The sequence below is a fragment of the Reyranella sp. genome, from assembly GCF_965279465.1.
Classification (GTDB): Bacteria; Pseudomonadota; Alphaproteobacteria; order Reyranellales; family Reyranellaceae; genus Reyranella.
In genome coordinates this window covers 6003435-6027813 of sequence record NZ_OZ257242.1, presented here as the reverse complement: position 1 = coordinate 6027813, position 24379 = coordinate 6003435, and the positions used below count along the sequence as shown (strand labels likewise).

15 protein-coding genes are annotated in these 24379 nt (G+C 63.0%); 12 read left to right on the top strand and 3 right to left on the bottom strand.

The genetic code is table 11. The annotated features are described in order from the left end of the window. Positions 1-2: 2 nt before the first annotated feature. The 7 genes from ACQY8M_RS29300 to ACQY8M_RS29270 all read left to right on the top strand — a co-directional run bounded on the left by ACQY8M_RS29300 (position 3) and on the right by ACQY8M_RS29270 (position 9170). A complete protein-coding gene (locus ACQY8M_RS29300; RefSeq protein WP_428663381.1) occupies positions 3-1202 on the top strand; it encodes a glycosyltransferase in 1200 nt (399 codons plus the stop codon). Then, positions 1199-2368 carry a hypothetical protein gene (locus ACQY8M_RS29295; RefSeq protein ID WP_428663379.1) on the top strand — a complete coding sequence of 390 codons (1170 nt, stop codon included), beginning with the start codon at positions 1199-1201 and terminating at the stop codon, positions 2366-2368. The genes ACQY8M_RS29300 and ACQY8M_RS29295 overlap by 4 nt, the downstream gene beginning before the upstream one ends. Positions 2369-3012: 644 nt before the next feature. Beyond that, the gene (locus ACQY8M_RS29290; protein ID WP_428663377.1) at positions 3013-3318 is read left to right on the top strand and encodes a hypothetical protein; all 306 of its coding nucleotides are present in this window, start codon (positions 3013-3015) and stop codon (positions 3316-3318) included. Positions 3319-3331: 13 nt separating this feature from the next. Beyond that, positions 3332-4966 (top strand): outer membrane beta-barrel protein, encoded by a 1635-nt coding sequence (locus tag ACQY8M_RS29285; RefSeq protein ID WP_428663374.1) that lies wholly within the window; start codon positions 3332-3334, stop codon positions 4964-4966. 67 nt (positions 4967-5033) lie between these two features. Continuing rightward, on the top strand, positions 5034-5657 hold the full coding sequence (locus ACQY8M_RS29280; protein WP_428663371.1) for a polysaccharide biosynthesis/export family protein: 624 nt from the start codon (positions 5034-5036) through the stop codon (positions 5655-5657). A 138-nt stretch (positions 5658-5795) separates the two neighbouring features. After that, positions 5796-8264, top strand: coding sequence for a GumC family protein (locus ACQY8M_RS29275; protein WP_428663368.1), 2469 nt, complete (start codon positions 5796-5798; stop codon positions 8262-8264). Between the two features lie 300 nt (positions 8265-8564). Then, positions 8565-9170, top strand: a complete 606-nt coding sequence (locus tag ACQY8M_RS29270) for a hypothetical protein (protein ID WP_428663366.1) — start codon at positions 8565-8567, stop codon at positions 9168-9170. A gap of 199 nt (positions 9171-9369) precedes the next feature. Here ACQY8M_RS29270 and ACQY8M_RS29265 read toward each other — a convergent pair whose 3' ends face one another. After that, on the bottom strand, positions 9370-9774 hold the full coding sequence (locus tag ACQY8M_RS29265) for an H-NS family nucleoid-associated regulatory protein (protein ID WP_428663363.1): 405 nt from the start codon (positions 9772-9774) through the stop codon (positions 9370-9372). A 267-nt stretch (positions 9775-10041) separates the two neighbouring features. Between ACQY8M_RS29265 and ACQY8M_RS29260 the strand changes: the two genes are divergently transcribed. Next, complete coding sequence (locus tag ACQY8M_RS29260) at positions 10042-11181, top strand: aromatic ring-hydroxylating oxygenase subunit alpha (protein WP_428663360.1); 1140 nt, start codon at positions 10042-10044, stop codon at positions 11179-11181. 300 nt (positions 11182-11481) lie between these two features. On the opposite strand, the gene ACQY8M_RS29255 is transcribed toward ACQY8M_RS29260, so the two are convergent. Next, the gene (locus ACQY8M_RS29255) at positions 11482-12759 is read right to left on the bottom strand and encodes a nucleotide sugar dehydrogenase (protein ID WP_428663357.1); all 1278 of its coding nucleotides are present in this window, start codon (positions 12757-12759) and stop codon (positions 11482-11484) included. 473 nt (positions 12760-13232) lie between these two features. On the opposite strand from ACQY8M_RS29255, the gene ACQY8M_RS29250 reads away from it, so the two are divergent. Further along, complete coding sequence (locus ACQY8M_RS29250) at positions 13233-20675, top strand: SDR family NAD(P)-dependent oxidoreductase (protein WP_428663355.1); 7443 nt, start codon at positions 13233-13235, stop codon at positions 20673-20675. Between the two features lie 13 nt (positions 20676-20688). Beyond that, positions 20689-21474 (top strand): SDR family NAD(P)-dependent oxidoreductase, encoded by a 786-nt coding sequence (locus ACQY8M_RS29245; RefSeq protein WP_428663352.1) that lies wholly within the window; start codon positions 20689-20691, stop codon positions 21472-21474. On the opposite strand, the gene ACQY8M_RS29240 is transcribed toward ACQY8M_RS29245, so the two are convergent. Next, a complete protein-coding gene (locus tag ACQY8M_RS29240) occupies positions 21464-22234 on the bottom strand; it encodes a cyclase family protein (protein ID WP_428663349.1) in 771 nt (256 codons plus the stop codon). The genes ACQY8M_RS29245 and ACQY8M_RS29240 overlap by 11 nt on opposite strands. 125 nt (positions 22235-22359) lie before the next feature. Here ACQY8M_RS29240 and ACQY8M_RS29235 point away from each other — a divergent pair, with 125 nt between their 5' ends. Next, positions 22360-23310 carry a phytanoyl-CoA dioxygenase family protein gene (locus ACQY8M_RS29235; protein WP_428663347.1) on the top strand — a complete coding sequence of 317 codons (951 nt, stop codon included), beginning with the start codon at positions 22360-22362 and terminating at the stop codon, positions 23308-23310. Positions 23311-23319: 9 nt separating this feature from the next. Continuing rightward, positions 23320-24333, top strand: a complete 1014-nt coding sequence (locus tag ACQY8M_RS29230; protein WP_428663344.1) for a glycosyltransferase family 2 protein — start codon at positions 23320-23322, stop codon at positions 24331-24333. Positions 24334-24379 lie beyond the last annotated feature (46 nt).

Sequence of the window (24379 nt, the reverse complement as noted above, 5' to 3'; positions counted from 1 at the left end):
CCGTGACCGCAAGCCTCCGGGGCCCGTCTTTGCGCCTGCTGCATGTCGTTCCCACCTATCTGCCGGCGCTGAGATACGGCGGCCCGATCCGATCGGTTCATGCCCTTTGCCGTGCCCTTGCTGCGCAGGGCCACGAGACGGATGTCTTCACCACCAGTGTCGACGGCCCCGGAAACAGCGACGTTCCTCTTGGGCGGCCGGTCGAACTCGAGGGCGTCAAGGTCACCTACTTCCCGAGCCCGATCCTGCGCCGCCTCTACTGGTCGCCGGCGATGCGGCGCGCGCTGTTGGACCGGGTCGCCGACTACGATCTGGTCCATGTCCATGCCATTTACCTCTGGCCGACCTGGATGGCAGCCCGCGCGGCGCGGAGGCGCGGCGTGCCCTACGTCGTCTCGCCGCGAGGCATGCTCGTTCCGGAATTGATCCGGCGCAAGAACCGGTGGGTGAAGGAGGCCTGGATCAGGCTGATCGAGCGGCCGAACCTGGAGCACGCCGCAGCCGTCCACACGACGTCGGCGATCGAGGCGCGTCATCTCGCGAGCTTCGGCTGGCGGCTGCGGCGGGTCGTCACCATCCCGCACGGCGTCGACGACCCGCCCTTGCCCACGCGGCAGGCGCTATCGCCCGACATCTCGGCCGCGATCGCCGGCGCGCCGCCCATTCTGGCGTTCGGGCGCATCAGCTGGGAGAAGGGGCTGGACCGTCTCCTCGAGGCGCTGCCTCGTGTGCCGAACGCGCGGCTGGTCATTGCCGGCGACGATGGCGGCCATGCCGCGACGCTGGCCGAGAAGGCGCGGCTTTTCCGCGTCGACGAGCGTGTGACGATCATCGCCCGACAAGTCGGGGGCGCCGACAAGGAGGCGTTGTTTGCTGCCGCGGCGCTGTTTGCCATGACCTCCCTGTCGGAGAACTTCGGGCTGGCGGCGTTCGAAGCGATGCGGCGGCGCCTGCCGGTGCTCACGGTTCCGGACGTCGGCATGTCCGAAATAGTGCGCCACGCGAGGGCGGGTGCAGTCGTCGATCCGTCGCCGGAAGGCATCGCCGGCGGGCTGGACGCTTTGCTCGCCGACGGGCCGGCGAGCCGCGCGATGGGGCAGCGAGGGTATGAAAGTGTGGTGGCCGAATATGGCTGGGACGCAATAGCGACACGCATGAGCGCGCTCTATCGATCGGTGATCGGCGAGAACCGCCGGGCATGAGCGGGTTGTTCGAGCAAAGTCCGTTCGATCCGGCAACGGACCGGCGCGTCGTCATCCTTGCCGACTGGCTGCCGCCGGATTTCGGGGCGGTCGGGCAATACATGCAGATGCGTGCTCGACGCCTCGCCGAGAGCGGCCACGCGGTGACGCTTCTCGGACTTTCCAGCAAGGCGACGTCGACAGTGCGCGCGCCGTGCGGCGAGGGCAGCCTGATGGAGATCCGCCTGCAGACGCAGCCGGTGCCGCGCGGCTCGCTGGCTGCACGGCTCCTGTGGACGATCTGGACCGATCTGCGGCTGGTACGCGCGGCCCTGGGCCCGATGCGCGCCGCGGACGGCATCCTGTTCACGGGGTCGCCGCCCTTTCTCATCCATCTGCTGGTGCCGTTGAGGTTCCTGTGGCGAGGACGACTCGTGTACCGGATCACCGACTTTCACCCGGAGTGCCTGATCGCGGCCCAGGACCGGCCGTCGCGCGCGCTGGGCGCGCTGCAGGGCCTGACCAATTTCTGGCGCCGCCGGGTCGGTCGTTTCGAAGTCCTGGGGGAGGACCAGATGCGCCGGCTGCGCGACGAGGCCGGCATTCCGGCGGAGCGGATCGCCCTGGTGCGCGACAGCTCGCCGGTGGTCTTCACGGAGGGCGAGCCGACGGAGCCCCTGCCGGCCGACCTCGGCGACGCCTGCGTGCTGCTCTATTCGGGCAACTATGGAATCGCCCACGAAGTCGAGACGTTCGTCGAGGGCTACCGGCTGCACCATCAATCCGGCAGCGGACGGGTTCGCCTGTGGCTGAGTGCCACAGGGGCGGGGGCCGAAGAAATCGTGGCGCGCCTGTCGGCACTCGAACTGCCCTTTCACCGCTCCAGCCCCGTACCGCTGGAGCGCCTGGCCGGTCTGCTCAAAGCCCCAGATGCCCACTTGGTCGTGCTCAAGGATGCGTTCGTCGGATTCGTGATGCCATCGAAGATATATGCCTGCCTGGGCTCTCAAAAGCCAATTATATACATTGGAAGTGCAGATTCAGACGTCGACTTGCTCGCCCGTGTGTCCGGCCGTCCTTATTGGCGAATCTCTTGCGGCGATCCGGAGGGAGTGGCTGGGGCGCTCGAGGCGTTGGCTGACAGCACGCGCGGGACAGCGAACTTGCAAGGCGAGCAAAGACGTTAGGTCGGCACAACGCTATAGTGTCTTGGAATTCTGCAGAAGTTTCGGTATTTTGGCTGCAGATTCGGGTGGGATTGGACCGTGGAGGTCGGGGCCGAGTCCGCTGCAAGACTGCACACCGGTAGTCTTGCTTGAGGCTTCCGGCGACATGGGTGGCTCGAGTGCATAAAATTGCATTAAAGGCGCAGAGCTTGATTGCTGCCGTCGTTTTGGCGGGCAGTGGCATCGCGTTTGCGCAGGTGACCGGCCAGCAGCCGAACCAGGAGCCGCAGAAGCTGGAGGGCGGTGCTCCGATCGCAGGCACGCCGCCTCTAGACAGTGCACCAATGACGGCTACCGATCCTCAGGGCAACAATGTACTGGCCGGTGCCGGCTCGGGGAACTCGGGCCAGGACGTAAGTGGGACGTTGGATGGACCGCTCGCTGGGGATGACTTGGTGGTCATGGGGCCCTTGGCCGGATCCAATCCTCTGGACGGGTCCGTACTTCCAACCGAAGGGCCTCTTGGCGGATCGTTGACCGGTGGCACGCCGTTGCTTGGGCCCGGACCGCTCGCGGCTGGGGGAGCGTCCGACGTCTCCAGCACGGTTCCTAGTTCCGGACCGCTGCAGGGAGCCGCACCGCCTCTCGCGGGTGGACCGGCCGGCATGGAGGGGCCGACGATCACCTCCACCCCTGATTCGACGCCGACGTCGCCGCCGTTCATCCCGGTGCTGGAGCCGCCGCCGCCGACGCCGGAGCTTCCGCCCCAGCCCTACAATCCGCCGAGCAATCCGCCGAGCAATCCGACGCTGCCAACTCCGGACCCGCCGGAACCGGTCAGCCCGCTGCCGCCGGCGAATCCGCCACAACCGCCGCAACTGCCGTGCTGCATCGTTTCGCCGGTGGTGCCTCCGCCGCCTCCGCCACCCGTGAACCCGCCGTGCCAGGCTTACGCCAGCGGCTGCACCTGAACGACCCAAGTCCGTGCGGAACTTCTTCCAACCGACCATCGGACGGTTGCCTGGATGGCATGAAAGCCCCATGACGATTTGTGCGCATCGTACGCGACTGATTTGGTCGCCGCTGGTCGGCTGGGCTTTGCTGTCGTCCGCGGTGTCGGCAGCTCATGCACAGTCGCCGACACAACCGGGGGTCGATCCCATCACGGTGGCGCCCACCGATCCCTCGACAGGGGCTCCGACCGGTCCTTCGACGGTGGCACCCGCCGTGCCGCCCGGGGGCGCCGCTCCGCCGATCATCACCACGATCAATGCCGACGACTCCTTCCGACGTGACGCCGCCAGACGGGCGGGCGCGACCCTGCCTGATCCAACACTTACGGCGCCGACCGTTCCGTCTGCCGGCACCACGATCGTCAACTCGCCATTTGGAACGAGCGTGCCGTATTACGGCGGCATCACCACCCTGGGTAACCTTGTCGGAATCGGCGGTGGAGGCGGCATTCCGTCCGATGGTGGCGGCATCACGCTCGGGGCCTTCACACTTGTTCCCCAGATCGAGATCAATGTCGGCGTCGACAGCAACGTTTTCGCCCAGAACGCCTCGCTTGGCACGACCCAATCGCTTTACACGACCGTTTCGCCGGCGCTCGACCTGCGCTCGGAGTGGCTCAACCATTCTTTGCACGTCCTGGCGAGCGGCACGATCGGGTGGTACGGCGCCGCGCCGACGCAGAATTTTCAGAACTACGGTGTGCTCGTCGACGGCAAGATCGATATTCGCAACGACTTCTACGCCACGTACGTAACGGGTTTTCGCCGCTCGACGGAGGCGCTGGGGACACCCAACGTGGCCTCCGCCCAGGCGCCAACAGTGGCCGACACGTTGCCGATCGAGATCGGCCTCTATCAGCAGTTCAACCGCGTTTTCTATCAGTTGACCGCGAAGGCGGCGCGCTTTTGGTATCAAGATTACAGCGTGATCAGCAGCGCGGGCCTGCCGGCGGCCAGCCGCGACCGCTTCGAGTATGGCGAGTCGTTCAAGATCGGCTACCAGCTCTTCGAGGACCTCTCGGTCTTCGTCACCCCTTCGCTCAACCAGATCCGGTATATCGACGCGATCAATTCGGCGGGACAGGCGCGCAATTCGGATGGGATGAATCTCGCGATTGGCGCGGCGTGGCAGGTCAATGCGATCAGCGTGCTCGAAGGATCGATCGGTTACCAGAGCGCGGGCTTTGCGTCCGGCTTGGGCAATACGTCGGCCCTTTCGTACGGGTTGATCGGTACCTATACGGGCTACGCACCGCTCACCCTCAGGCCGTATATCTCGCGGGCGATCAATCAATCGGCGCTCAGTCAGTACAAGGACTATGTTTCGACCACATTCGCGGTCGATTTCACGTACCTCATCCACGATGCCTGGACGCTTTCGGGCGGGCTGCTGTTCTCGGTTGCCGACTACAGTCCGGTCGATGGCTCCGGCGTCAATCCGCGGACGGACTCGTTCTTCCGGGGGCAGATCGGCCTGCTCTACAGCATCCGGCCGGAAATCCAGATCGGACCGTTCTTCGAATATTCGCACGGCTCATCGACCGACAGCCTGGGCCCGTCCTATGATCGTCAAATCTATTCCATTCGATTGATCGCGAAGCGGTGAAGTGGTGCTGAGAAACCCGATCGATGAGCTCGCCCGTCGCCCGTCCGGCCGATTGGCCGGGGCGGCCATGACATTGGCCGCGGTGCTCGCCGTGGCGGCTTGCGATACGCGCACGACCGGAGTGTGGCAACTGCCCACCCCGCCGAACCGCGATGTCGTGGCCTTCACGCAGACCCCGCCGGTGAACGGGCCCACCCTTGCGCAGACCAACGACTGCAAGAAGGGCAGCCCCGGCTATCGACTCGGCGCGGGCGACAAGATCCGCGTCATCGTTCTGCAGGATACCGAGTTCTCGGGCGACTACGACGTAAATGCCGCCGGCGGGATCTCGGCGCGCATGCTGGGCCCGATCCAGGTTGTCGGCATGACCGTCGCCGAGCTCGAGGAGACGCTGCGTGAACGCTACCGCTCGCAGGGTTATCTCGTCTCGCCCCGGCTCAGCGTCGAGCTGATCGCCATGCGGCCTTTCTACGTCGTCGGCGAAGTCACCCGGGTGGGGCAGTTCCCCTACGTGAACTGCCTGCGCGTGATCCAGGCAGTGGCGATTGCCGGCGGGTATACGCGCCGGGCGGGTCGTACGCGGCTTACGATCAGGCGCTATTACGCCACGAGCGCGGAAGAAGAGTATGTCACCGAGGATACGCTGGTGGAACCCGGTGATGTGATCCGTGTTCCCGAGAGGTGGTTCTAGGAGAGGCAGGCGGATCGCCCGGACGGGCGTGTGGGACGCCGCTTCGCAGGAGGGACCAGGCGCGCTGCGCGCGTCGCGTGATCCCGAGACGTGTGGAGAAGGGCTTTTGCGGCCAAACAGGCCGCAGGATGGAAGACGATGTCTTTGTCGAAAGTCGATCAGATGGGTGAGGAGACGGGCCTGAACCGTCTCTCGGCGGCGGTTGATCCCGCCAACTCGCCGCCCATGCGCGCAATGGAGGCGCCGAACGAACTCTGGGAGTGGCTGCGGCTGCTGAACCGGCGCAAGGCGCTGATCATCGGTTCGGGCCTGCTCGCAGTCGCGTTGATGGCACTGATCATCGCGCAGGCGACACCGATGTACAAGGCGTCGTCGCGCATCATGCTCGATACGCGAACGTTCAAGGTGATGAGTACGGAAGCAGCGCTTTCCGGCGTCGACACGCTGAACCTGGGCGCGATCCAGAGCGAGCTCGAAGTCATCCAGTCCGAGTTCCTGATCGGTCGCGTAGTCGATCGCCTGGGACTGGCGACCAATCCGGAGTTCAACGGCACCAGGCCGCCGGGCTTCCTCGACAGCTCGCTGGCGCCGATCCGCGAACTCTGGCATTCGGGCATAGCCTCGCTCCTGGCGCCGCCCCAGCCCCGCGCGCCCCAGTCGGCGCCTGCGCCGCGCGCCGGTCGCGCCGACGACAGTGACCCCGGCCGTCGCGCCGCGATCGGCACGGTCGCCAGCCATCTCAGCGTCACCTTGCTCGGCCGCACCTTCGTCATCCTGATCACCGTCGAGAGCACCGACGGCACGATGTCGGCGCGCATCGCCAATGCGATCGCCGAGGTCTACCTGGCCGACCAGGTCGACAGCAAGAACGAGGCGAACCGCCGTGCCACCGAGTGGCTCGAGGAGCGCCTGGCCGAATTGCGCCGCAACCTGCAGGTCGCCGAAGAGGCGGTCTCCAACTTTCGTCGCGAGAAAGGCCTCGCAGGCAGCCCCGAGGGCGTCGTCTCGAGCCAGACCCTATCCGACCTCAACAGCCGCTACATCAACGCCAAGACGCGGCGCATCGAGAAGGAAAGCCGCCTCGTGGCGCTCAGCAAGGCGAGCCTCAATCCCAACGAGGTCGCCAACATCGCCGAGGTCGCGAGCAACGCTGGCCTCAGCACGCTGCGCCAGCAGGAGTCCGACCTCAGCCGCCGTATCGCCGAATATCAGACGATCTACGGCCCGCAACACCCGAAGCTCATCCAGGCACGGGCCGAGCTGGCTTCGGTCCGTGGCCGCTTCCTTGCGGCGACACAAAGCATCACGCTCGCCATCCGTGCCGAGCTCGATGCCGCCAAGTCGGAAGAGGAGGAACTGCGCGCCCAGGTCGAGCGCTCGTCGGTCATGGCCGGCGCCACCAGCCAGTATGAGGCGGAGCTCAAGCAGCTCGAGCGCGAGGCGCAGTCCAATCGCGCGCTTTACGAGAGCTTCCTGAACCGCTTCAAGGAGCTGCGCGAGCAGCAGGACATCCAGCGGGCTGATGCACGCATCCTGGCCTATGCCTGGCCGTCGGGTGCGCCGAGCTCGCCGCAGTACAAGACCGGCCTGTTCGCCGCCTTCCTGATCGGCTGCCTGCTCGGCATGGCGGGCGCGGTCGCGGCGGAGAAGCTCGACCGGGTGTTCCGCTCGGCCTCCCAGGTCGAAAAGGCGACCGGTGTCGCCGTGCTCGGGATGGTGCCGCTGGTCAAGGGCTCGGCCGGACTGCGTGCCAACATCGTCACGCAAGTGCTCGACCGCACGACGTCGTCGGCAGCCGAGGCCATGCGCGCGGTGTTCACCGCGATCAGCCTCAGCAACCTCGACCGGCCTGCGCGGGTGATCGCCGTCACCTCGTCGACGCCAGCCGAGGGCAAGACCACCTTCGCTGCCGCGATGGGCGGCCTGCTCACCAAGATGAACGCCTCGCGCCGCGTACTGCTGGTCGATCTCGACCTGCGGCAGGCCAAGCTGGCGGTCGCGCTCGGCCTCAAGGACCGGGGCGGTACGATCGACGAGTACCTGATGGGGACCAAGACGCTGGACGAGTGCATCCGGCGCCACGACGTATCCGGCGTCGACTATATCTGCGCCCGCGCCGAAACGCCGAACGCGCCGGAAATCCTCGAATCGCACGCCATGAAGGCCGCGCTCGCGACCTTCGCAGACCGCTACGACCTCGTGATCCTCGACAGCCCGCCGGTCATGGCGGTGTCCGACGCCCGCATCATCGCCCAGCTCGCCGACTACACGATCTTCATCGTGCATTGGGCCAAGACGCCGCGCGACGTGGTGAAGAGCGCCGTCTCTGCGTTGCTGAGCGTGACCGACCGCGTCGGCATCGTCATCAACAAGGTGAACCTGGCGAAGCATGCGCTGTACGAATACGGCGACTATGGCGATTACTACTCCCGCTACAACGCCTACTACGGCGCCAATGCCGGCCAGCGGGGAAACAACGCCGAGCGGCCCCGTCGCGAGCGCGAGCAAGATCAGGCCGCCGGCGGCGCGTCCTCCCGCCGTTCCGCTGCATCGGCTGACGAAAGTGGAATTGCGAAGCTGAAGCGCATCGTGCCGCGCGTGAAGTGAGTTGCACCCGCCGCGCCGCGGCGGTAACCGCTTGCGACGTTTCGGCCTTGGCTTGGGCTTGAGCCGTCGGCCCCTCCGGGAACGATCTGCAGAGCCGGATGCACCGGATCGACACAGATACCGGCGCCTTCGTCATAGGCCGGCTGACCAGCGTGGTCCGAGGTTTCCTGAAGGGGGCGGCTTCTGATCGGCTGGGAGAGCGGCTCTCACAACCGCGATCCTCATCTCATCTCACGTAAACGTAAGGAGTCCGGAGCGCGCCGGCGTGCGAAGGTTCCTGCGTTCACGGGGAGGAAAGTCATGCGATCTGTTCGCTTGGTTGCAGGTATTGCGCTCGTTGCCCTGATCTCAGCCGCCGCCGTGGCCCAAACGACACCGACGAGGCTGCGCGGCACGATCGCGGCGGTCGACGGAAATACCGTCACAGTCGCGACTCGGGAAGGCCAGTCGGTCAACGTCAAGCTGGCCGACAACTGGACTGTCGCGCTGGTAGCGCCGCTCACGATGGCGGATATCAAGCAAGGAAGCTTCGTGGGCATCGCTTCGCTGGGAACGGACGCCGATCGCACCGCGCTCGAGGTGCTGGTGTTTCCCGATGCGATGAAGGGGGCCAACGAAGGGCATTATCCCTGGGACCTGCAGCCGGAAAGCATGATGACCAACGCCACAGTCTCGACCGTGGCGAGCGCCGGCGACGGCCAGACCCTCAGGCTCGAATACAAGAACGGCGGCGTGCAAACCATCAAGGTGAAGCCGGGCACGCCCATCGTCACCTTCCTGCCGGGTGATCGCAGTGATGCCAAGGTGGGCGCCAAGGTCTTCGTGGGCGCTGCCAGGGCGGCCGACGGCACTTTGTCGGCCGGACGCCTCAATATCGGCAAGGACGGTTTGACGCCGCCGATGTAGCGATCGTCTCTCGAGCCTGGCCAGAATGTCGGCGGCAACTCGATGGGTATCTGTGCCGGATGCAGGACGAGGAAGGTGAGGAAGCGCAACCGCTCCTCAAGGAAGATCCACTGAAGAAGGATAAACCGATCTTTCCGATCCCGCTCTACGCGTACCCGATGCCTTTCTGCCGCAGTTGAATCGACGGAAACGAGAATAGCTACGCAGCGGTCTGGAGCGGGACGGGCGCTGCCTTCTTGGCGGGGGCCTTGGAACGCTTCGGCTTGGCTTTTGACTTTGCAGCGCCAACAAGAAACATCTCGCGCTTCTTGCCCGCTTTCTCTGCCGCAACCAACCATAGGGGTGTCCGACCGCGGCCTGTCCATGTGTTATCGTTGCCGTCCGAGTACTTGATTGCCACCTTCGAACGAGCAACCGAACGCTTGTTCTTCCCTCGGCTCAATGAGAACGCTTCCTTGAGATCCTTCATTGAAAGGCCGTGCTTGGCGATCACTTTGGCGGCTGCGCGTAGGCCCTTCGTCGCGCCCATTTCCAATTTCCGTGCCTGCTTCTCCAGCATACGGATCTGGGCATGGATTGCGGCTGCAGTTGAACGACGCGGCATTATTTCTCCGAAATGTTACATCCATACTATACACCAGGACAAAATAAAGTCGAGAGTTTGAAAGAATGTGGCGTCTGTTACGGATTTCAGCCTGTTTTCATGTCTCGATCCGCATCCATTACGACTCTGCCATGTCGAGAGGTTATTGACCCCGGTACAACCTTTCTATCTGAAATGTTTGTGTGATTCACGCTGCGGATTCAGTTCGGCAACCTCCATTGGTACCTATCTCGATTTCTCACCGGTAAACGGATAGCCTGTCGCGGCATGAGCAAGGAAAACTCGGCACTGCGCCATGGCAGCATTCCTGATGACTGGACGAAGCCGATCGTGGATCCTACGGCGTTTGCCGAGGAGCAGAGGCGGATGGCCTCCGTCTGGACTTTTCTGGGCATGACGAGCGACGTCGAAAAGGATGGCGATTGGTTCAGGGCCTCGATCGCGACCCGTTCGGTGTTCGTCCAACGCTTCGGCACGGATCTGCGTGGCTTCGAGAATGTCTGCGCGCATCGCTTCATGCCTCTTCGCAATGCCGAGCGCGGGAATGGTCCAATCGTTTGCGGCTTCCACCACTGGACGTACGACCGGCAGGGAAGCGCTGTCGGCATCCCGCGCTGCCGCGAGCTTTACGACGCGCTACCCCAGGAGCTTGGAGCGCGTCTCGCACGGATCGAGCTGGCAACCTGCGGCCGAATGATCTTCGGCCGTTTTCCTCACCCGAGTGCCAGCGAAAGCCTCGAGGACTTTCTGGGGATCGGGTTTGGGATCCTGGCAGCGGGATCGCAGGCGCAACTCAAGCCGCACTACCTGCGCATCGCGTTTCAGGCGAATTGGCGGCTCAGCGCCCAGATCGGCCTGGACGACTACCACTCGCCCGCCGTGCACCCACGGACCTTCGGACGCTATGGATACATCCGGCGCCAGGATATCAGCTACTATCGCTTCGGCCTGCACAGCGCCTACCTCTACACGTCAAAGCCGGAGGGTTTGGAGCAGGTTGCCCAAGCCTGCCGCGATGGCACCTACTATCCCAATTGCTACACGATTCTGCAGCTTGTCCCGACCGCGTCGATGGCATTCTTCAGGACCGACTTGGACAACTACCATTGTGTGGTCCTGGTGTACGAACCCGTACGGCACGACCGTACTATCGTGCGCGCGTGGGCCTATCCTGCGCCGTTTCCGGGCCGCCGCTCCTGGGCGCGCACGCTGAGCGATCCGGTGCGGGCGTCGATCGTAAAGCACTATGTCAAAATGGTGTTGGGCGAGGACAATCTCGCGTGCGAGCGCATTCAGGGAATCGCACACCAGATTGGCCGGCCCCCGATGCTCGGCAGGTTGGAAGAACGAATCGGCTGGTTCGAAGACTCCTACCGCAAGCTTATGGCCGCCCGGGAAGGCGACTAACCAGGCGATGACCCGGCCCAATGCCTCGGTTCGACGGCTTCGGCGGACCAAGCGACGCCTGCTGGGTTGTCTGTCCAGACGATGTCTTGAGCCGGGCTCGAGACCGTTGCCTGATCGCGGCCGCTCGGCTGGGCTGACGCACGAGCGCGAACGAGGAATGCAAGAGCTGTCGCGCTTGAAGCCAAATGCGAGAGCACGTCCTTCGGGGCGTTCCAGTTCAATTCGATGTTCGACGCGGCGATGCGGACGGGGTGCTCTCGAAGGTCGTTCAGGCGATACGTCGAATCGCGGGACTGCTGCCTAGAGGCGCCAGAGAGTGGCCTCCGCAGGCGTGGCTGTACGGTCGAGCAGCGCCGGCACATCGGCCACGAATGCCCCGGGCTTCATAAGACCCTTGACTAGGTCCCAGCCGCCGTCGCGATACTCGCGATGAGCGACGGCCAGAACAATCGCATCGGCAGGCTTCAGGGCGTCGAACGGCGTAAGCTTCAGGCCGTATTCCTCGCGGAGCAGGTCGCCATCGGCCTCGGGATCGTGGAGTTGCACGATGATGCCGAAGTCCTCCAGCTCACGCACGATGTCGACTACGCGGGTGTTGCGGATGTCGGGAACGTTCTCCTTGAAGGTTGCGCCCAATACAGTGACGACCGGCCTGCCATCGGAAGCACGGCGCATGATGCTGCGCGCCACACGGCTCGCGACATACACTCCCATGCCGTCATTGACCCGCCGGCCGGAATGGATGACATGCGGGTGATAGCCCACTTCCTCGGCCTTGTGTGCGATATAGAACGGATCGACGCCGATGCAGTGGCCTCCGACCAGGCCCGGGCGGAACGGGAGGAAGTTCCATTTGGTGCCCGCCGCTTTCAGGACATCCTGAGTGTCCAGGCCTAGCCGATCGCAGATCAGTGCGACTTCATTGATCAAGGCGATATTGACGTCGCGTTGTGTATTTTCCAGTACTTTGGCAAACTCCGCCACGCGGATCGATTCCGCGCGGTGAGTGCCTGCTGTCACGACGCTTTTGTAGACAGTGTCGATGATGTCCAGTGTTTCTGGCGTGTCACCCGAGACGATCTTCATGATGTTGTCGAAGCGCCGCTCCTTGTCGCCGGGATTGATGCGTTCGGGGGAGTAGCCAACGTTGAAATCGGATTTCCATTTCAATCCCGAGGCTTGCTCGAGGACCGGCACGCATACGTCCTCGGTGACCCCGGGATAGACAGTGGACTCGTAAACGACTATGTCGCCGCTCTTCAATGCGGCGCCGATGGTCGTCGAAGCGGTTCGCAGGGGGGAGAGATTGGGCTGCTTGCTGGCGTCGATCGGTGTAGGGACGGTGACGATGTGGAAATCGGCTTGCCGAAGATCGGCCGCGCGGGTCGTGAAGTTGAGCCCCTTGGCGGCCAATGCGGCCGCGGTTACCTCTCCAGTCCGATCATGGCCCTTGGTGAGTTCGGCGACTCGTCTCGCGTCGATATCGAAGGCCACCACCGTGGTCCCCATGCCGGCGAAGGTGGTTGCGACAGGGAGGCCGACATAGCCCAAGCCGATCACGGAAATGCGTCGATTCATTTTGCAGTCTCGCTGTGCATTGCTGTCGTCATTATCGAAGCGGGGCGTCCCCTACAAGCGCCGGCAAGAGCTGGGTGGAGAGGGGCGTGGAAGATGCACCTCTAGCCATGGCGTGAACAAGCATGGTGGCCTACTTTATGCTAGGTATCAGGGTGCTACCCGGCTACATCCCTTCGTGGGGCCGACCAAATCGCGACACGTGGTTCTTTGATTATGCGCATTTGAATAGTAATTCCTCGCCGAACGACTTATGCAGGAACATCCTGAGGAGTACGATCATGTCGCGATTGACGAAGTTTGGTCATTTTCGCTGCTTATTGTCGTACGATGGTGCTGAGTTCCGTGTATGTTCCTGATTCCGCGAGGGCTCGCCATAATATTCGAACAGGCGAGATGAAGCGGATGCTGGCTATTCTCCGAAAGTAGCAGCATTCGCGCTGCGATGCCTCAAACCATGGACAAACCGAATAAAAATGCCTGAAGATATTGCCGTGGTGGGCTGGGCCTGCCGTCTGCCTGGTGCAAACTCGATAGACGAGCTGTGGACGCTTCTACGGAGCGGCAAATGCTCCATTGGCCAGGTTCCGGCCGATCGTTTCCCGTTGCAGCGATTCGGTCATCCGCAGCGTCAGGAAAGAGGCCGCAGCTATAGCTGGGCAGCCGGAACCATTGATCACATTTGGGATTTTGACCCGAGCGTTTTTGGAATATCGCCGCGCGAGGCCGTCCAAATGGACCCTCAGCAGCGCATCCTCCTTCAGCTGACGTGGGAAGCGCTCGAGGATGCCGGCATTCCACCGTCGACCATTGCCGGAACCGAAGTCGGCGTCTACATTGGCGCCTGCCAAGTTGAATATGGCCACAGATTCGGGATCGACCACGCCGTGGCCGATTCACATTTCGCCACCGGGACAGCACTCTCCGTCGTCTCGAACCGCCTTTCCTACGTATTCGACCTCCAGGGGCCGAGCATGACGATCGACACGGCGTGTTCGTCGTCGCTTGTCGCACTCCATCAGGCCGTGGAGGCCCTGAGGAGCGGCCGTATCGACACAGCGATTGTCGGCGGCGTCAACATCATCGACAGCCCGAGTTCGTTCATAGCCTTTTCGCAAGCGTCGATGCTGTCCCCGAGCGGGCTTTGCCAGGCGTTTTCTGCGAAGGCCGACGGATTTGTGCGAGCAGAAGGCGCAGGTATTCTGATTCTCCGACACACCGGACGCGCCGATGTCAGCCGTTGTCCGATTCACGGTTATATCCTCGCGACCGAAGTCAACTCGGATGGGCGCACGAGCGGAATCTCGCTGCCGTCTCTCGACGGGCAGCAAGCGCTGCTTAGCAGGATATATGGCGCCGCCGGTATTGATCCTGCACGCTTGGCTTTTGTCGAAGCGCACGGTACGGGCACGCCGGTCGGTGACCCGATCGAGGCGACGGCGCTCGGAAGGGTCCTGGGCGTCGAACGCGATCGATCGACCCCACTATTGATCGGATCCATCAAAACAAACATCGGTCATCTCGAAGCGGCAGCCGGAATGGCGGGGCTATTCAAGGCTTTTCTCGCGCTCGAGCATCGGAAACTGCCGGCATCTCTCCAATTCGATGAACCGAATCCCCATATCGAATTCGACAAGCTGAATCTCGCAGTATGCAACAGGTTGCAGCCGTTGCCGGAAATGGCGGGGCAGGTCGCCGGCGTGAATTCGTTCGGCTTCGGTGGCACCAATGCGCATGCGATCATTGCGCCCGGCCGCAAGCCGTCTCCGAGCAAGATCGAGAAGGTGCGTCCGCACTCATTCTTCATGATATCGGCGGAAACCAAGCCGGCGCTTGCCGAACTGGCTACGGCATACTCGAAGCGCGTCGAGGGGTTGTCCGATCGCGATATTTCCGTGCTCGCGAATGCTGCAGTCCACCGGCGGGAGCATCTTGGAGAGCGTGCGGTCATTATCGGCCGGGGACGCGGCATCGTCATGCAGGCTCTCGAGGCATGCGCTTCCGGCGCTGCAGACCCTCATCTCGTTTCAGGACCCGCAATCGGACGAAATCTGCCGGTGGCATTCGTTTATTCCGGGAATGGAAGCCAATGGGCGGGCATGGCACGTGCCGCTTTTCAGGAAAGTTCGAGTTTTTCTGCCCATTTCAAGCTGCTGGACCGTTATTTTGTTCCGTTGGCGGGCTGGTCGCTATCCGATGCGCTATTCGCCGAGGACTTGGCAGAGAGGCTGTCTCTGACGAGCGTCGCGCAGCCTCTTCTGTTCGCCATTCAATCTTCGATCACGATGGAATTGCGCACCCGCGGACTTTCGCCCATGGCCGTGTTGGGTCACAGCGTTGGGGAAGTTGCCGCCGCGGAAGCTGCTGGAATCATCGACACCGAGACCGCTGTGAGGCTCGTTTTCATTCGCAGCTTGCACCAGCATCGGACACGCGGCATGGGCCGCATGATGGTCGTACGCGCCGCGGCCGAAGTGGTCGACGAAATGGTGGCGAATAGTCCGGGCGTTGAGATTGCGGCGGTGAATTCGCCCAGGACCGTTACCATAGCGGGGCCCGACGAGGCTCTGGCCGCTCTGGTCAAGGCCTATCCGAGGGTGGCGATAATCGACCTGAATCTCGATTATCCCTTTCACACTCGGTTGATGGAATCGATCAAGGACAAATTGATTGCCGATCTAGAGGGCATCGTCCCCGCGGAATCGTCCATCTCGTTCGTTTCGACGGTGACGGGCGAGGCAACGCCTGGCGTCGATCTCGACGGAGCTTACTGGTGGCGAAATATCCGGGAGCCTGTCAAATTTTCCGCGGGAGTTCGTGTCGCCGCCGAACTTGGCGCCCGAGTATTCGTCGAAATCGGTCCACGTTCGACCCTGCTCCAGCACATCGAGGACATTTTCGAGGCCGATCCCGCGACGGTAGTGGCCACCTTGCCGGTCTTCGAACAGAATAAGGAGGAGATTCTCCCCTTCGAACGGGCTGTCGCGAAAGCGATGGTGCAGGGCGCCCGGCTCGATTTGTCGAACACCTTCGGGCCGGATCCGGGGCCGGCCATTGGCCTCCCCCGATATCCATGGCAGCAAAAGACGTTTCGATTCCAGCACACGAGCGAGTCGTTCGGTGGAGATTCGACCCATCTGCCACTTGTCGGGATGCGTTACCGCTCCGATGCGACGGAGTGGTACTCGAATATAGATACTGCTCTTTATCCGGAACTTCGCGACCACCGCGTGGGCAGCAGAACCATATTCCCGGGCAGCGGCTTCATGGAGATAGCGGCTTCGGTCGCCCACCAGTGGCTGGACGTCGGCAGTTTCGTGCTCAACGACTTCCAGCTTCTTCAACCTCTCGATCTGACGCGGGCTGCAACAGTCGAGATTCGAACGCGCGTATCCCCCGCGTCGAATTCACTGGAGATCGCCAGTCGCCCCCGCCTGTCCCATGCGAATTGGATTACGCACGCGCGCTGCACCTTGGCGCACGGCCACGGCAGCCCTCCGGAGCTTCCGGCGATGGCAAACCCGGAACGCGTTCTTTCAGGGGCCGAGATTTATCGGCTGGGAGATGAAGCCGGCTTGCACTACGGACCACAGTTTCAACTCGTGGACAAGGTGACGGTCTTTGCGGGCGGACTGATCGACGTAAAACTGCCCGATGTCGAGGGCGAGGGCCCATTCGTGCTGGATCCCATGCGCGCAGATTGTTGCGGCCATGGCATCCTCACCCTGTTTCCGGAGCTCAAGGCGAAGGAACGCGGTGTAACCTATATTCCGGTCCGCAGCGATCGGATATCGGTCTATCATCCGCATTCTGTGCCGGTGCGCGCTGTCATCGAAGTGACCGAGAAAACCGGTCAGGCCATAATTGCCAACTACTACATGCTCGACGCGAAGAACCGCGTCATTGCGCATTTCCATCAAATTCGCGGCCAGGCAATTACGACGCATCATGAGGTCTCGCTCGCCAAGATGGCGTTCGTCGAGACGGCGTGGCTCCTGGACGGCGAGATTGCAAAGCACACCGGCGTTGCGGCGAGCGCTGGGCAGCTGTGCCGAGCGGCCGCCGCGTTGGAGCTCGGGGTGCCCGGCACGAAATTGCCGGTTCGTCCGACGGATGCCATGGCGAACTGGGCGCGTTCGGCTGCCTTCGAGATTGCGCGGGCGTTGGCGGAAGACGACTCGGTCGATCCCGACGAGCTCATCATGGAGGGGCGCGTGCCAGCGCAAAGCCGTGCTTGGCTTCGTGGGCTCCTGATCCATCTCGAGACCTTGGGGTTGGCATCACCCGAAGGTCGAGGCTGGCGGCTGCGCCACGGCCAGGATCTTCAATCGTCCCGGTCGCTTCTGAACGCGATCGAAGCGGGTTCGCTGGCACCGGCTGCTGACCTGACGCTCGCGGGCTGGGTCTCGGGATTGATCGACCGGGTTGGAAGCGATCGTGCTCTGTCGGTCGCGAAGGAAACATGCCCTCCGGAGTCCGCCTTCGATTTCTATGAGGTCACGAACGTCGTGACGGCAGCGGGCGCGAACGCCGTGATGAAGCTGATGGACGGCTTCACGGCGCTATGGCCGAATGACCGCGCTCTTCGGATATTGTTGATTGGTCATAGCCCGCTCACGCGGGCACTCCTGAACCCGATGGAGGGTCGGTCCGTCCGACTGACTGTGTTCGAGACCAATCGTCGATCCTATGATCGGGCCAGGGCGGCCCAGACACCTGCCGCTCGATTCGAGCTGCTGGACCAGGAAAGCCTGGAGAAATTGGGCTCCTACGATCTCATTGTATCCGCCCACGGACTGGCTCGGTTGCCGGAATCGACAGGTCTCGAAAAGTTTGCCGCTGCATTGGCTCCAGGCGGAATGCTGATCGCGGTCGAGGAGGGCCCTTCTCTTTTTGCCGATCTGGTGTTCGGTACCGTTCCAGAATGGTTCGAGCGAGGCGCGACCGATACCGCGCAAGGAAAATTGCGTGAGGCTGCTCAGTGGGCCGATCGTTTGTCGTCGGCAGGTTTCAAGCGCGTAACCTCCACTGCGCTGCCAGGTCTGCCGACGAATGTCTCGCTCCTTGTTGCCGAAGGTGGCGGTGCGGGTGATGTCGTCGTCGAGCAGGACGGAAATTCCGCGGTCGGGCGGCTGCCGCAGCGAGTCGCGCTTGTAGCAGGAGAGGCATCTGCCGGGCTCCCCGGAGCCGTGCTCGCCGAGCTGAGGAGCGACCAAGACGTCATCCCGGAGGTGAGCGGTGTTCTTTCCGCCAACTCGGCGAATGTCGTCATCGTCTTCGATACGGCGCAGCATTCTGATTCCGGGCCGATTCAGGATCTTCTTCACCGTTGCAACCAGCTCAAGGATTGGATCCAGAGCGCCGGTTCGACCAAAGCCACGATATGGCTGGTTTTCTCCGGCGCACTGTCGGTCGGGACGGCGGAGGCACGACCGGTGGAGACGGGTGCCTGGGCCTTTTCGCGTGTTCTGTCGAATGAATTCAGCAAGTTGGACCTGCGCCGACTGGACATTGCGCCGGGCACGCCTGCGGAGCTCGCGGCGCGCCACATTCACTCGATCATCCAGTCGGGGACCAACGAGACGGAGCTGCATTCGGACGGGCAGGCGATTCGCGCGGTGCGCGTGATGCCTGTCAATTCGCTCATTCGGGGCGCGCGGGAAACGACGGATGACGCTGTGCGGCTCCAACGGCGGGCCATGTCGAGTCAACGGGTTTCCTGGGAGCACGCCGGGCGCGTCAAGCCCAAGCGAGGAGAAGTCGAAATCGAGGTGGCTTACGCCGGTATCAATTTCCGGGACTTGATGTGGACGCTTTCTCTTTTGCCGGACGAGATGCTGGAGGACGGTTTCGCAGGCGCCGCGCTTGGGCTGGAATGCAGCGGCCATGTCGTCGGCGTGGGCCCAGGTGTCAAGGATCTGCGGGTCGGCGATCGGGTCATCGCCCTGGCCTCCAACTCACTCGCCTCGCATGTCACTACCCAGGTCAGTCAGGTGGCAAAGATACCGGGCGGAATGGACTTCGCTGCGGCGGCGACCATTCCCGTTGCCTACTCGACGGCTTACTATTCGCTGGTAAAGCTCGCGAAGCTCTCGGCGAAGGAAACGGTCCTGATCCATGGCGGAGCCGGCGCAGTCGGTCTTGCTGCCATCCAGCTCGCAAAGTGGCGCGGGGCAAAGATCATTGCGACAGCCGGCTCCACGGCAAAGCGCGAGCTGCTCTCTGCGCTGGGAGTCGATCACGTGCTGGATTCTCGCTCGACCAAGTTCGTCGAGGATGTCCTCAGGATCACGGGAACCGGCGTCGACGTGGTGCTCAACAGCCTTGCAGGAGAGGCAATGGCAGCGAGCATCGAATGCCTGCGCCCCTTCGGGCGCTTCGTCGAGCTCGGCAAGCGCGACTACATCGCCAACACGAACCTCGGGCTGCGTCCGTTCCGTCGAAATCTGAGCTACTTCGGCGTGGACCTTGACCAGCTCATGGTTGGTCGCCGCAAGCTTGGGAAGCAGGTCTTCAGCGAACTCATCAAGCTGTTCGAGCGGCGTATCCTGACTCCTCTTCCTTTCAGCACTTTCAAGGGAGAGGACATCGCCGAGGCCTTTCAGCTGATGCAGCAGTCGCATCATGTGGGAAAGATCGTCGTGCAGCCGCCCGACTCGCGCGGGGTTGCGGCTGGTGCTCAAGCGCGGTCATTGCGAACCTCCGGGACGCACGTCATTACGGGCGCCTTCGGCGGCTTCGGCATGGAAGTCGCGAAATGGTTGGTCGACCAGGGCGTCCGCAGCCTGGCTTTGTTCGGTCGCAGCGGCGCATCCACCCCCGCAGCCAGCAAGATGCTGGAGGAATTCAAGGAGCGCGGCGTGGAGGTCATGGCCGATCCGCTCGACGTTTCCGACAAGAGTGCGGTGGAAGCTGCGTTCGCCAGGATCGCAGAGACCATGCAGCCGATCGCCGGGATCATGCACGCGGCGATGGTTCTCGATGATGCCATCGTCGCCAATCTGGATGACGATCGCTTTCTCCGGGTGCTGGCGCCGAAGGTCCAGGGCGCGGAAAATCTCGATGCGGTGACGCGCGGCCTGGATCTCGACTATTTCGTGTTCTTCTCGTCGATCACGACGATCGCGGGGCATCACGGCCAGGGCAACTATGTTGCGGCCAATGCCTACATGGAAGGTCTTGCCCGCAATCGCCGCCTGCGCGGATTGCCTGCCCTTGCGATTGCGTGGGGAATAATCTCCGACGTCGGGGCGGCGGCGGTAAGCGAGAAGGCGCGCAAGCAGGTGATCAAGCTCACGGCCAAGAAGGGGATGACCGAAAGCGACGCCATGGCGTTGGTCGGCATGCCCGCTCGCGATGCGCTCGATCTGCTCGGACATGCGCTGGCTGAATCGAGCGGGGCGGCCGACCCGGCCGTACTGATCATTTCGTCTGCCGGCGGTCGCTTGCGCAAGGAGTTCGCGGCCGTCCTGCGGTCACCGACGTACAAGGAGTTCGTCAGCCAGGCCGAAGGGGACGAAGGGAGCGCGATCGATCTTCGTGCCCTGTTGAGCTCCGAAGATATCGACAGCGTGCGCCGCAAGGTGACGAAGATCGTCGTCGAGCACCTCGGCAGGGTTCTTCATGCGCGGCCGGAGGACATCAGCCGTGTGCGTCCCATGGCCGAGCTGGGGCTCGATTCCCTGATGACCCTGGAACTCGCGATGGACCTCGAAGGGGCGATCGGCATCAACTTTTCGATGGAGCGATCGGTTGGCTCTCTGACCATTCCCAATCTCGTCGATGAGATCATCGCGCAGGTCAGCTCCACCAGCGATCTGGAAGAGGAGGCGCTTCCTATCGATATCGTGCCGGAGCCGAAGGAGGCTCAGGTCCCTGCAAAAGCGAACGAGCAAACGGGAGCCCGCCTGGTAGCATGACGGGGTGACGGAAATGGAAGGGAATCCGCGCACCGTCGTCATCACCGGAGGGTCGAGTGGAATAGGACGATCCCTGGCGCTTGAATATGCCGCCCCGGGGGGCGTCATCGGGCTCCTGGGCCGGGATGCGGGGCGTCTCGAGGAGGTAGCCGTCGCCTGCCGCGCACGCGGCGCTGAAGCAGTGATCGGCGTGGTCGACGTACGCGATCGCGCGGCGCTTGCGGCTTGGCTCGGGGATTTCGATCGGCTTCATCCGGTCGATCTGGTGGTGGCCAACGCCGGCGTGTTGGTGCGGATGCCGGGCGGCGAGGTCGAGCCGGCGGACGACGCGTATGGTCTCATGCAGGTCAACGTGCTGGGCGTCCTCAACACGATTCAACCTATGATCCCCAGGATGAGGGAACGGCGTCGAGGGCAACTCGCACTGGTCGCCTCCGTTGCGGCCTTCACGCCCTTGCCGCATTCGCCCAGCTATTCCGCCAGCAAGGCGGCTGTCCTGAACTACGGCTTGTCGCTGCGGGCCGTCCTGGCGGTTCATGGTATCGGGGTGAGCGTCATCTGCTGCGGCTTCGTCGAAACGCCGATGATCTCCGACATCAAGGATCCGAAGCCTTTCAACATGACGCCGGAGAAGGCTGCCGAGCGCATACGCCGCGGCCTCGAGCAGGACCGCGCCGTCATCATGTTCCCGCTTTTCTTCGCCCTGATGTCACGCCTGGACGGGCTCTTGCCGGACCGCGTCAGACGCTATTTCTACGCCCACTCAGAGCGCGGCAGGGCGTCGGCCGTCAATCGATGATGGCCACCGCCCGGGTCCAGCCGGCGGAGGCACCCTCGATCTTCACGGGGAAGCAGGACACCTTGAAGCCCTTGCTTGGAAGAGCTTCGAGGTTGCCGAGCTTCTCGATGTGGCAATAGCCGATTTCCCGTCCGACCCGGTGACCCTCCCAGATCAGGGAGGCATCGCCTGTTTCACGAAATCTCTTGGCCGTGTGGACGAAGGGCGCATCCCAGCTCCATGCATCCGTGCCGGTCACGCGCACACCCTGCTGTAGCAGATACATCGTTGCCTCGCGGCCGATGCCGCATCCGCGATTGATATAGTCGACCTGACCCTGCGCAGCGCCGGCCGCGGTATTGACGAGAACGATTTCGAGCGGGGAAAGCCGATGCCCGATGCGATCCAGCTCGGCCTCGACGTCCTTTGCCGTCACGACGTAACCATCGGGGAGTGCCCGGAAATCCAATCGGACGCCCGGCTGGAAGCACCATTCGAGCGGGATTTCATCGATCGTTATGGCGCGCTTTCCCCCGTCCATGGTGGAGGCATAGTGATAGGGCGCGTCGAGATGGGTCCCATGATGGGTCGACAGGCGGATTCGCTCGTAGGCCCAACCTTCCCGGCCTGGGAGGTCGCGCGTGCGGAGGCCGCGAAAGAATCGGGTCATTCCCCACGCCGTGGCACGATGGGCGTAATACCTGATGCGCTCGCGTCCGCCCGGCTCGGGGGATCCTGCGTTTCGGAGAGGCACGGACAGGTCGACGTAGCTTGGACACATGTCGTCTTTCCGGTGATGGCTGCAACCGCCGCAGCTTGACGCATATGTAGAATTCTCGCATGAAGGTGGGACCTTCGGATACTGTTTTGCCTGAGACGGAGGCGCGCCGGTACAATGACAGGGGCATGGCCGTCGTAATGCAGATGCGTCTACCTGCCGGTTCCGAGCAGCAGGCTCCCGGCTACGCGGCGAACTCGTTTCGCCTCGGGCATCGTGTGCTCGCCCTGGCGCGCGTTGCTCAGATGTCATGCTACGTGGTGGCTGTCCGCGTTCGGCAATCGTTGCAAAGAGTCGATTGGCAGCGACGTGGATCGGATGCCTGCCTGGAAGCTCTCGAACGTGATGGGATTTTCGCCTCCCGGCTTTCCGTGGCCGTCAAGCAGGGGCTGGCGGATGAAGCGCGGCCGTGGTTCGGTCGCCTGGAGGCCGTGCGTGCCGCCGTCCCGCGCGGCGCTCGCGAATACTGCCACACGCAACTGGTGACTGCCCGGAACGATGCTCCTGGCCTCTACGCGGCGGTGGAAGGTGCGTTGGGCGAGGCCGGGATATTGTCGTCCGTGCGCAACTATCTCGGATGTCGGGCCGAGCTGCGCAGTGTCGCGCTCCAGATAAATGACGAACACGACAGGTTCTGGCGAGCGCACTTCGAAGATCGCGGCGTGCCGGTTCCGTCAACGGTATTCTTTCACATCGACAATACTTACGGCGTCGTTAAGGCGATGATTTATTTGTCGGAAGTCGGCGGGACCAACGGGCCTTTCAGCTATGTGCCGGGCACGCATCGCGTCGATGTGGGCTGGTTCGAGGCGCTGGTCCTGCGCGCCGTGGATATATGGATCGACGTATATCCGGAGGAGCGGCATCTGTTCGCCGCCCTGCCGCGACTCCTCAGGCGCAAGGCGAAGTTCGGTGACGATCTCGATCCCGCAGACGCGCAAGGAAAATGGCTTCTCGATCACGAACGCGTCATGACGTCGAAGGACGGCGACGTCTTCATTTTCGACGTAAAGGGCGTTCACCGTGGCGGCATGGTCAAAAATGGCGAGCGGCGTGTCATCCAGGTCATGATGAGCTGACCGCCCGTCGTGGATATTTCAGAGCACCTCGTCTCGGTCATCGTTCCGGCCTTGAATGCCGCGCGATTCATCGGGCGCACGCTTCAATCCATCGCGGCGCAGTCGCACCGCCGGATCGAGATCATCGTCGTCGATGACGGGTCGGTCGACGACACGCTGCACGTCGTCTCGAGTTTGGCTCAGAGCGATCCCCGCATTCGCCTGTTCCGCCGCAACCGCGGGGGTGCGCCGGCAACACGGAACTTCGGTGTTTCCCAAGCGCGCGGTGACTTCCTGGCGCCGTGCGACAGCGACGACCTCTGGCATCCCGACAAGATCGCTCTGCAGCTTGCCGCGCTGTGTTCGTCGCCCGCCGATGTCGGCGTGGCGTATTGCTGGTCGGTCGGCATCAATGAAGAAGACGCCGTGATCATTCACGACTGGGCGCATGGTACCGATGAGGGGAATGTCCTGTATGCGATGATCGTGAACAGCCTGCCCGGAAGCGGGAGCTCGCCGTTGATCCGTCGCTCCTGCTTCGACGATGCCGGCGGCTACCCCGAGGACGTTCCCAACGCGGATGAGTGGCAACTCTATATCGCATTGGCCGGCATTTGCGGGTTTGTGCTCGTCCCGAAACATCTGGTGGGATACCGCTTCAGGCGCGGCCAGATTTCGAGCAACGTTGAGGGTATGGCAAGCTCCCTGGCGCGGACCACGCGGTGGATCGCGGCGAGATGGGCCGATACGCCGCCCTGGGTGCTGCGGCGCCGGGACTATGTGGTGAATTGCTACCTGGCGTTTCTTTCGACGCGACAACGCCGCTTCCTCAGTGCATTGCGATATCGCATTGCCGCCTGGTCGGCGCAGCCGAACGAGCTGTTCAGCCGCTCGACGCTGGATTTTTTCCTGATGATGGTGGGTCAATTATTCGGAATAGATCGCTACTACTATTGCTTTTGGCGCACTCCGGTGACCTGGGAGCCGGCGCAGAAGCTACGGAACGACCACCTTCCGGCAGGTGTGGATGCGTCGGCTGGCTAGGTCGCTCCTGCGACGAAGGTTCGTGCTGTCGCCACTACGGTCGTCC

What these genes read in the sequence shown, in the direction of transcription:
- ACQY8M_RS29295 (WP_428663379.1), top strand. Translation starts at nt 1,199, where the DNA reads ATGAGCGGGTTGTTCGAGCAAAGTCCGTTCGATCCGGCAACGGACCGG.
- ACQY8M_RS29290 (WP_428663377.1), top strand. Translation starts at nt 3,013, where the DNA reads ATGGAGGGGCCGACGATCACCTCCACCCCTGATTCGACGCCGACGTCG.
- ACQY8M_RS29280 (WP_428663371.1), top strand. Translation starts at nt 5,034, where the DNA reads ATGACATTGGCCGCGGTGCTCGCCGTGGCGGCTTGCGATACGCGCACG.
- ACQY8M_RS29275 (WP_428663368.1), top strand. Translation starts at nt 5,796, where the DNA reads ATGTCTTTGTCGAAAGTCGATCAGATGGGTGAGGAGACGGGCCTGAAC.
- ACQY8M_RS29270 (WP_428663366.1), top strand. Translation starts at nt 8,565, where the DNA reads ATGCGATCTGTTCGCTTGGTTGCAGGTATTGCGCTCGTTGCCCTGATC.
- ACQY8M_RS29265 (WP_428663363.1), bottom strand. Translation starts at nt 9,774, where the DNA reads ATGCCGCGTCGTTCAACTGCAGCCGCAATCCATGCCCAGATCCGTATG.
- ACQY8M_RS29260 (WP_428663360.1), top strand. Translation starts at nt 10,042, where the DNA reads ATGAGCAAGGAAAACTCGGCACTGCGCCATGGCAGCATTCCTGATGAC.
- ACQY8M_RS29255 (WP_428663357.1), bottom strand. Translation starts at nt 12,759, where the DNA reads ATGAATCGACGCATTTCCGTGATCGGCTTGGGCTATGTCGGCCTCCCT.
- ACQY8M_RS29250 (WP_428663355.1), top strand. Translation starts at nt 13,233, where the DNA reads ATGCCTGAAGATATTGCCGTGGTGGGCTGGGCCTGCCGTCTGCCTGGT.
- ACQY8M_RS29245 (WP_428663352.1), top strand. Translation starts at nt 20,689, where the DNA reads ATGGAAGGGAATCCGCGCACCGTCGTCATCACCGGAGGGTCGAGTGGA.
- ACQY8M_RS29240 (WP_428663349.1), bottom strand. Translation starts at nt 22,234, where the DNA reads ATGTGTCCAAGCTACGTCGACCTGTCCGTGCCTCTCCGAAACGCAGGA.
- ACQY8M_RS29235 (WP_428663347.1), top strand. Translation starts at nt 22,360, where the DNA reads ATGGCCGTCGTAATGCAGATGCGTCTACCTGCCGGTTCCGAGCAGCAG.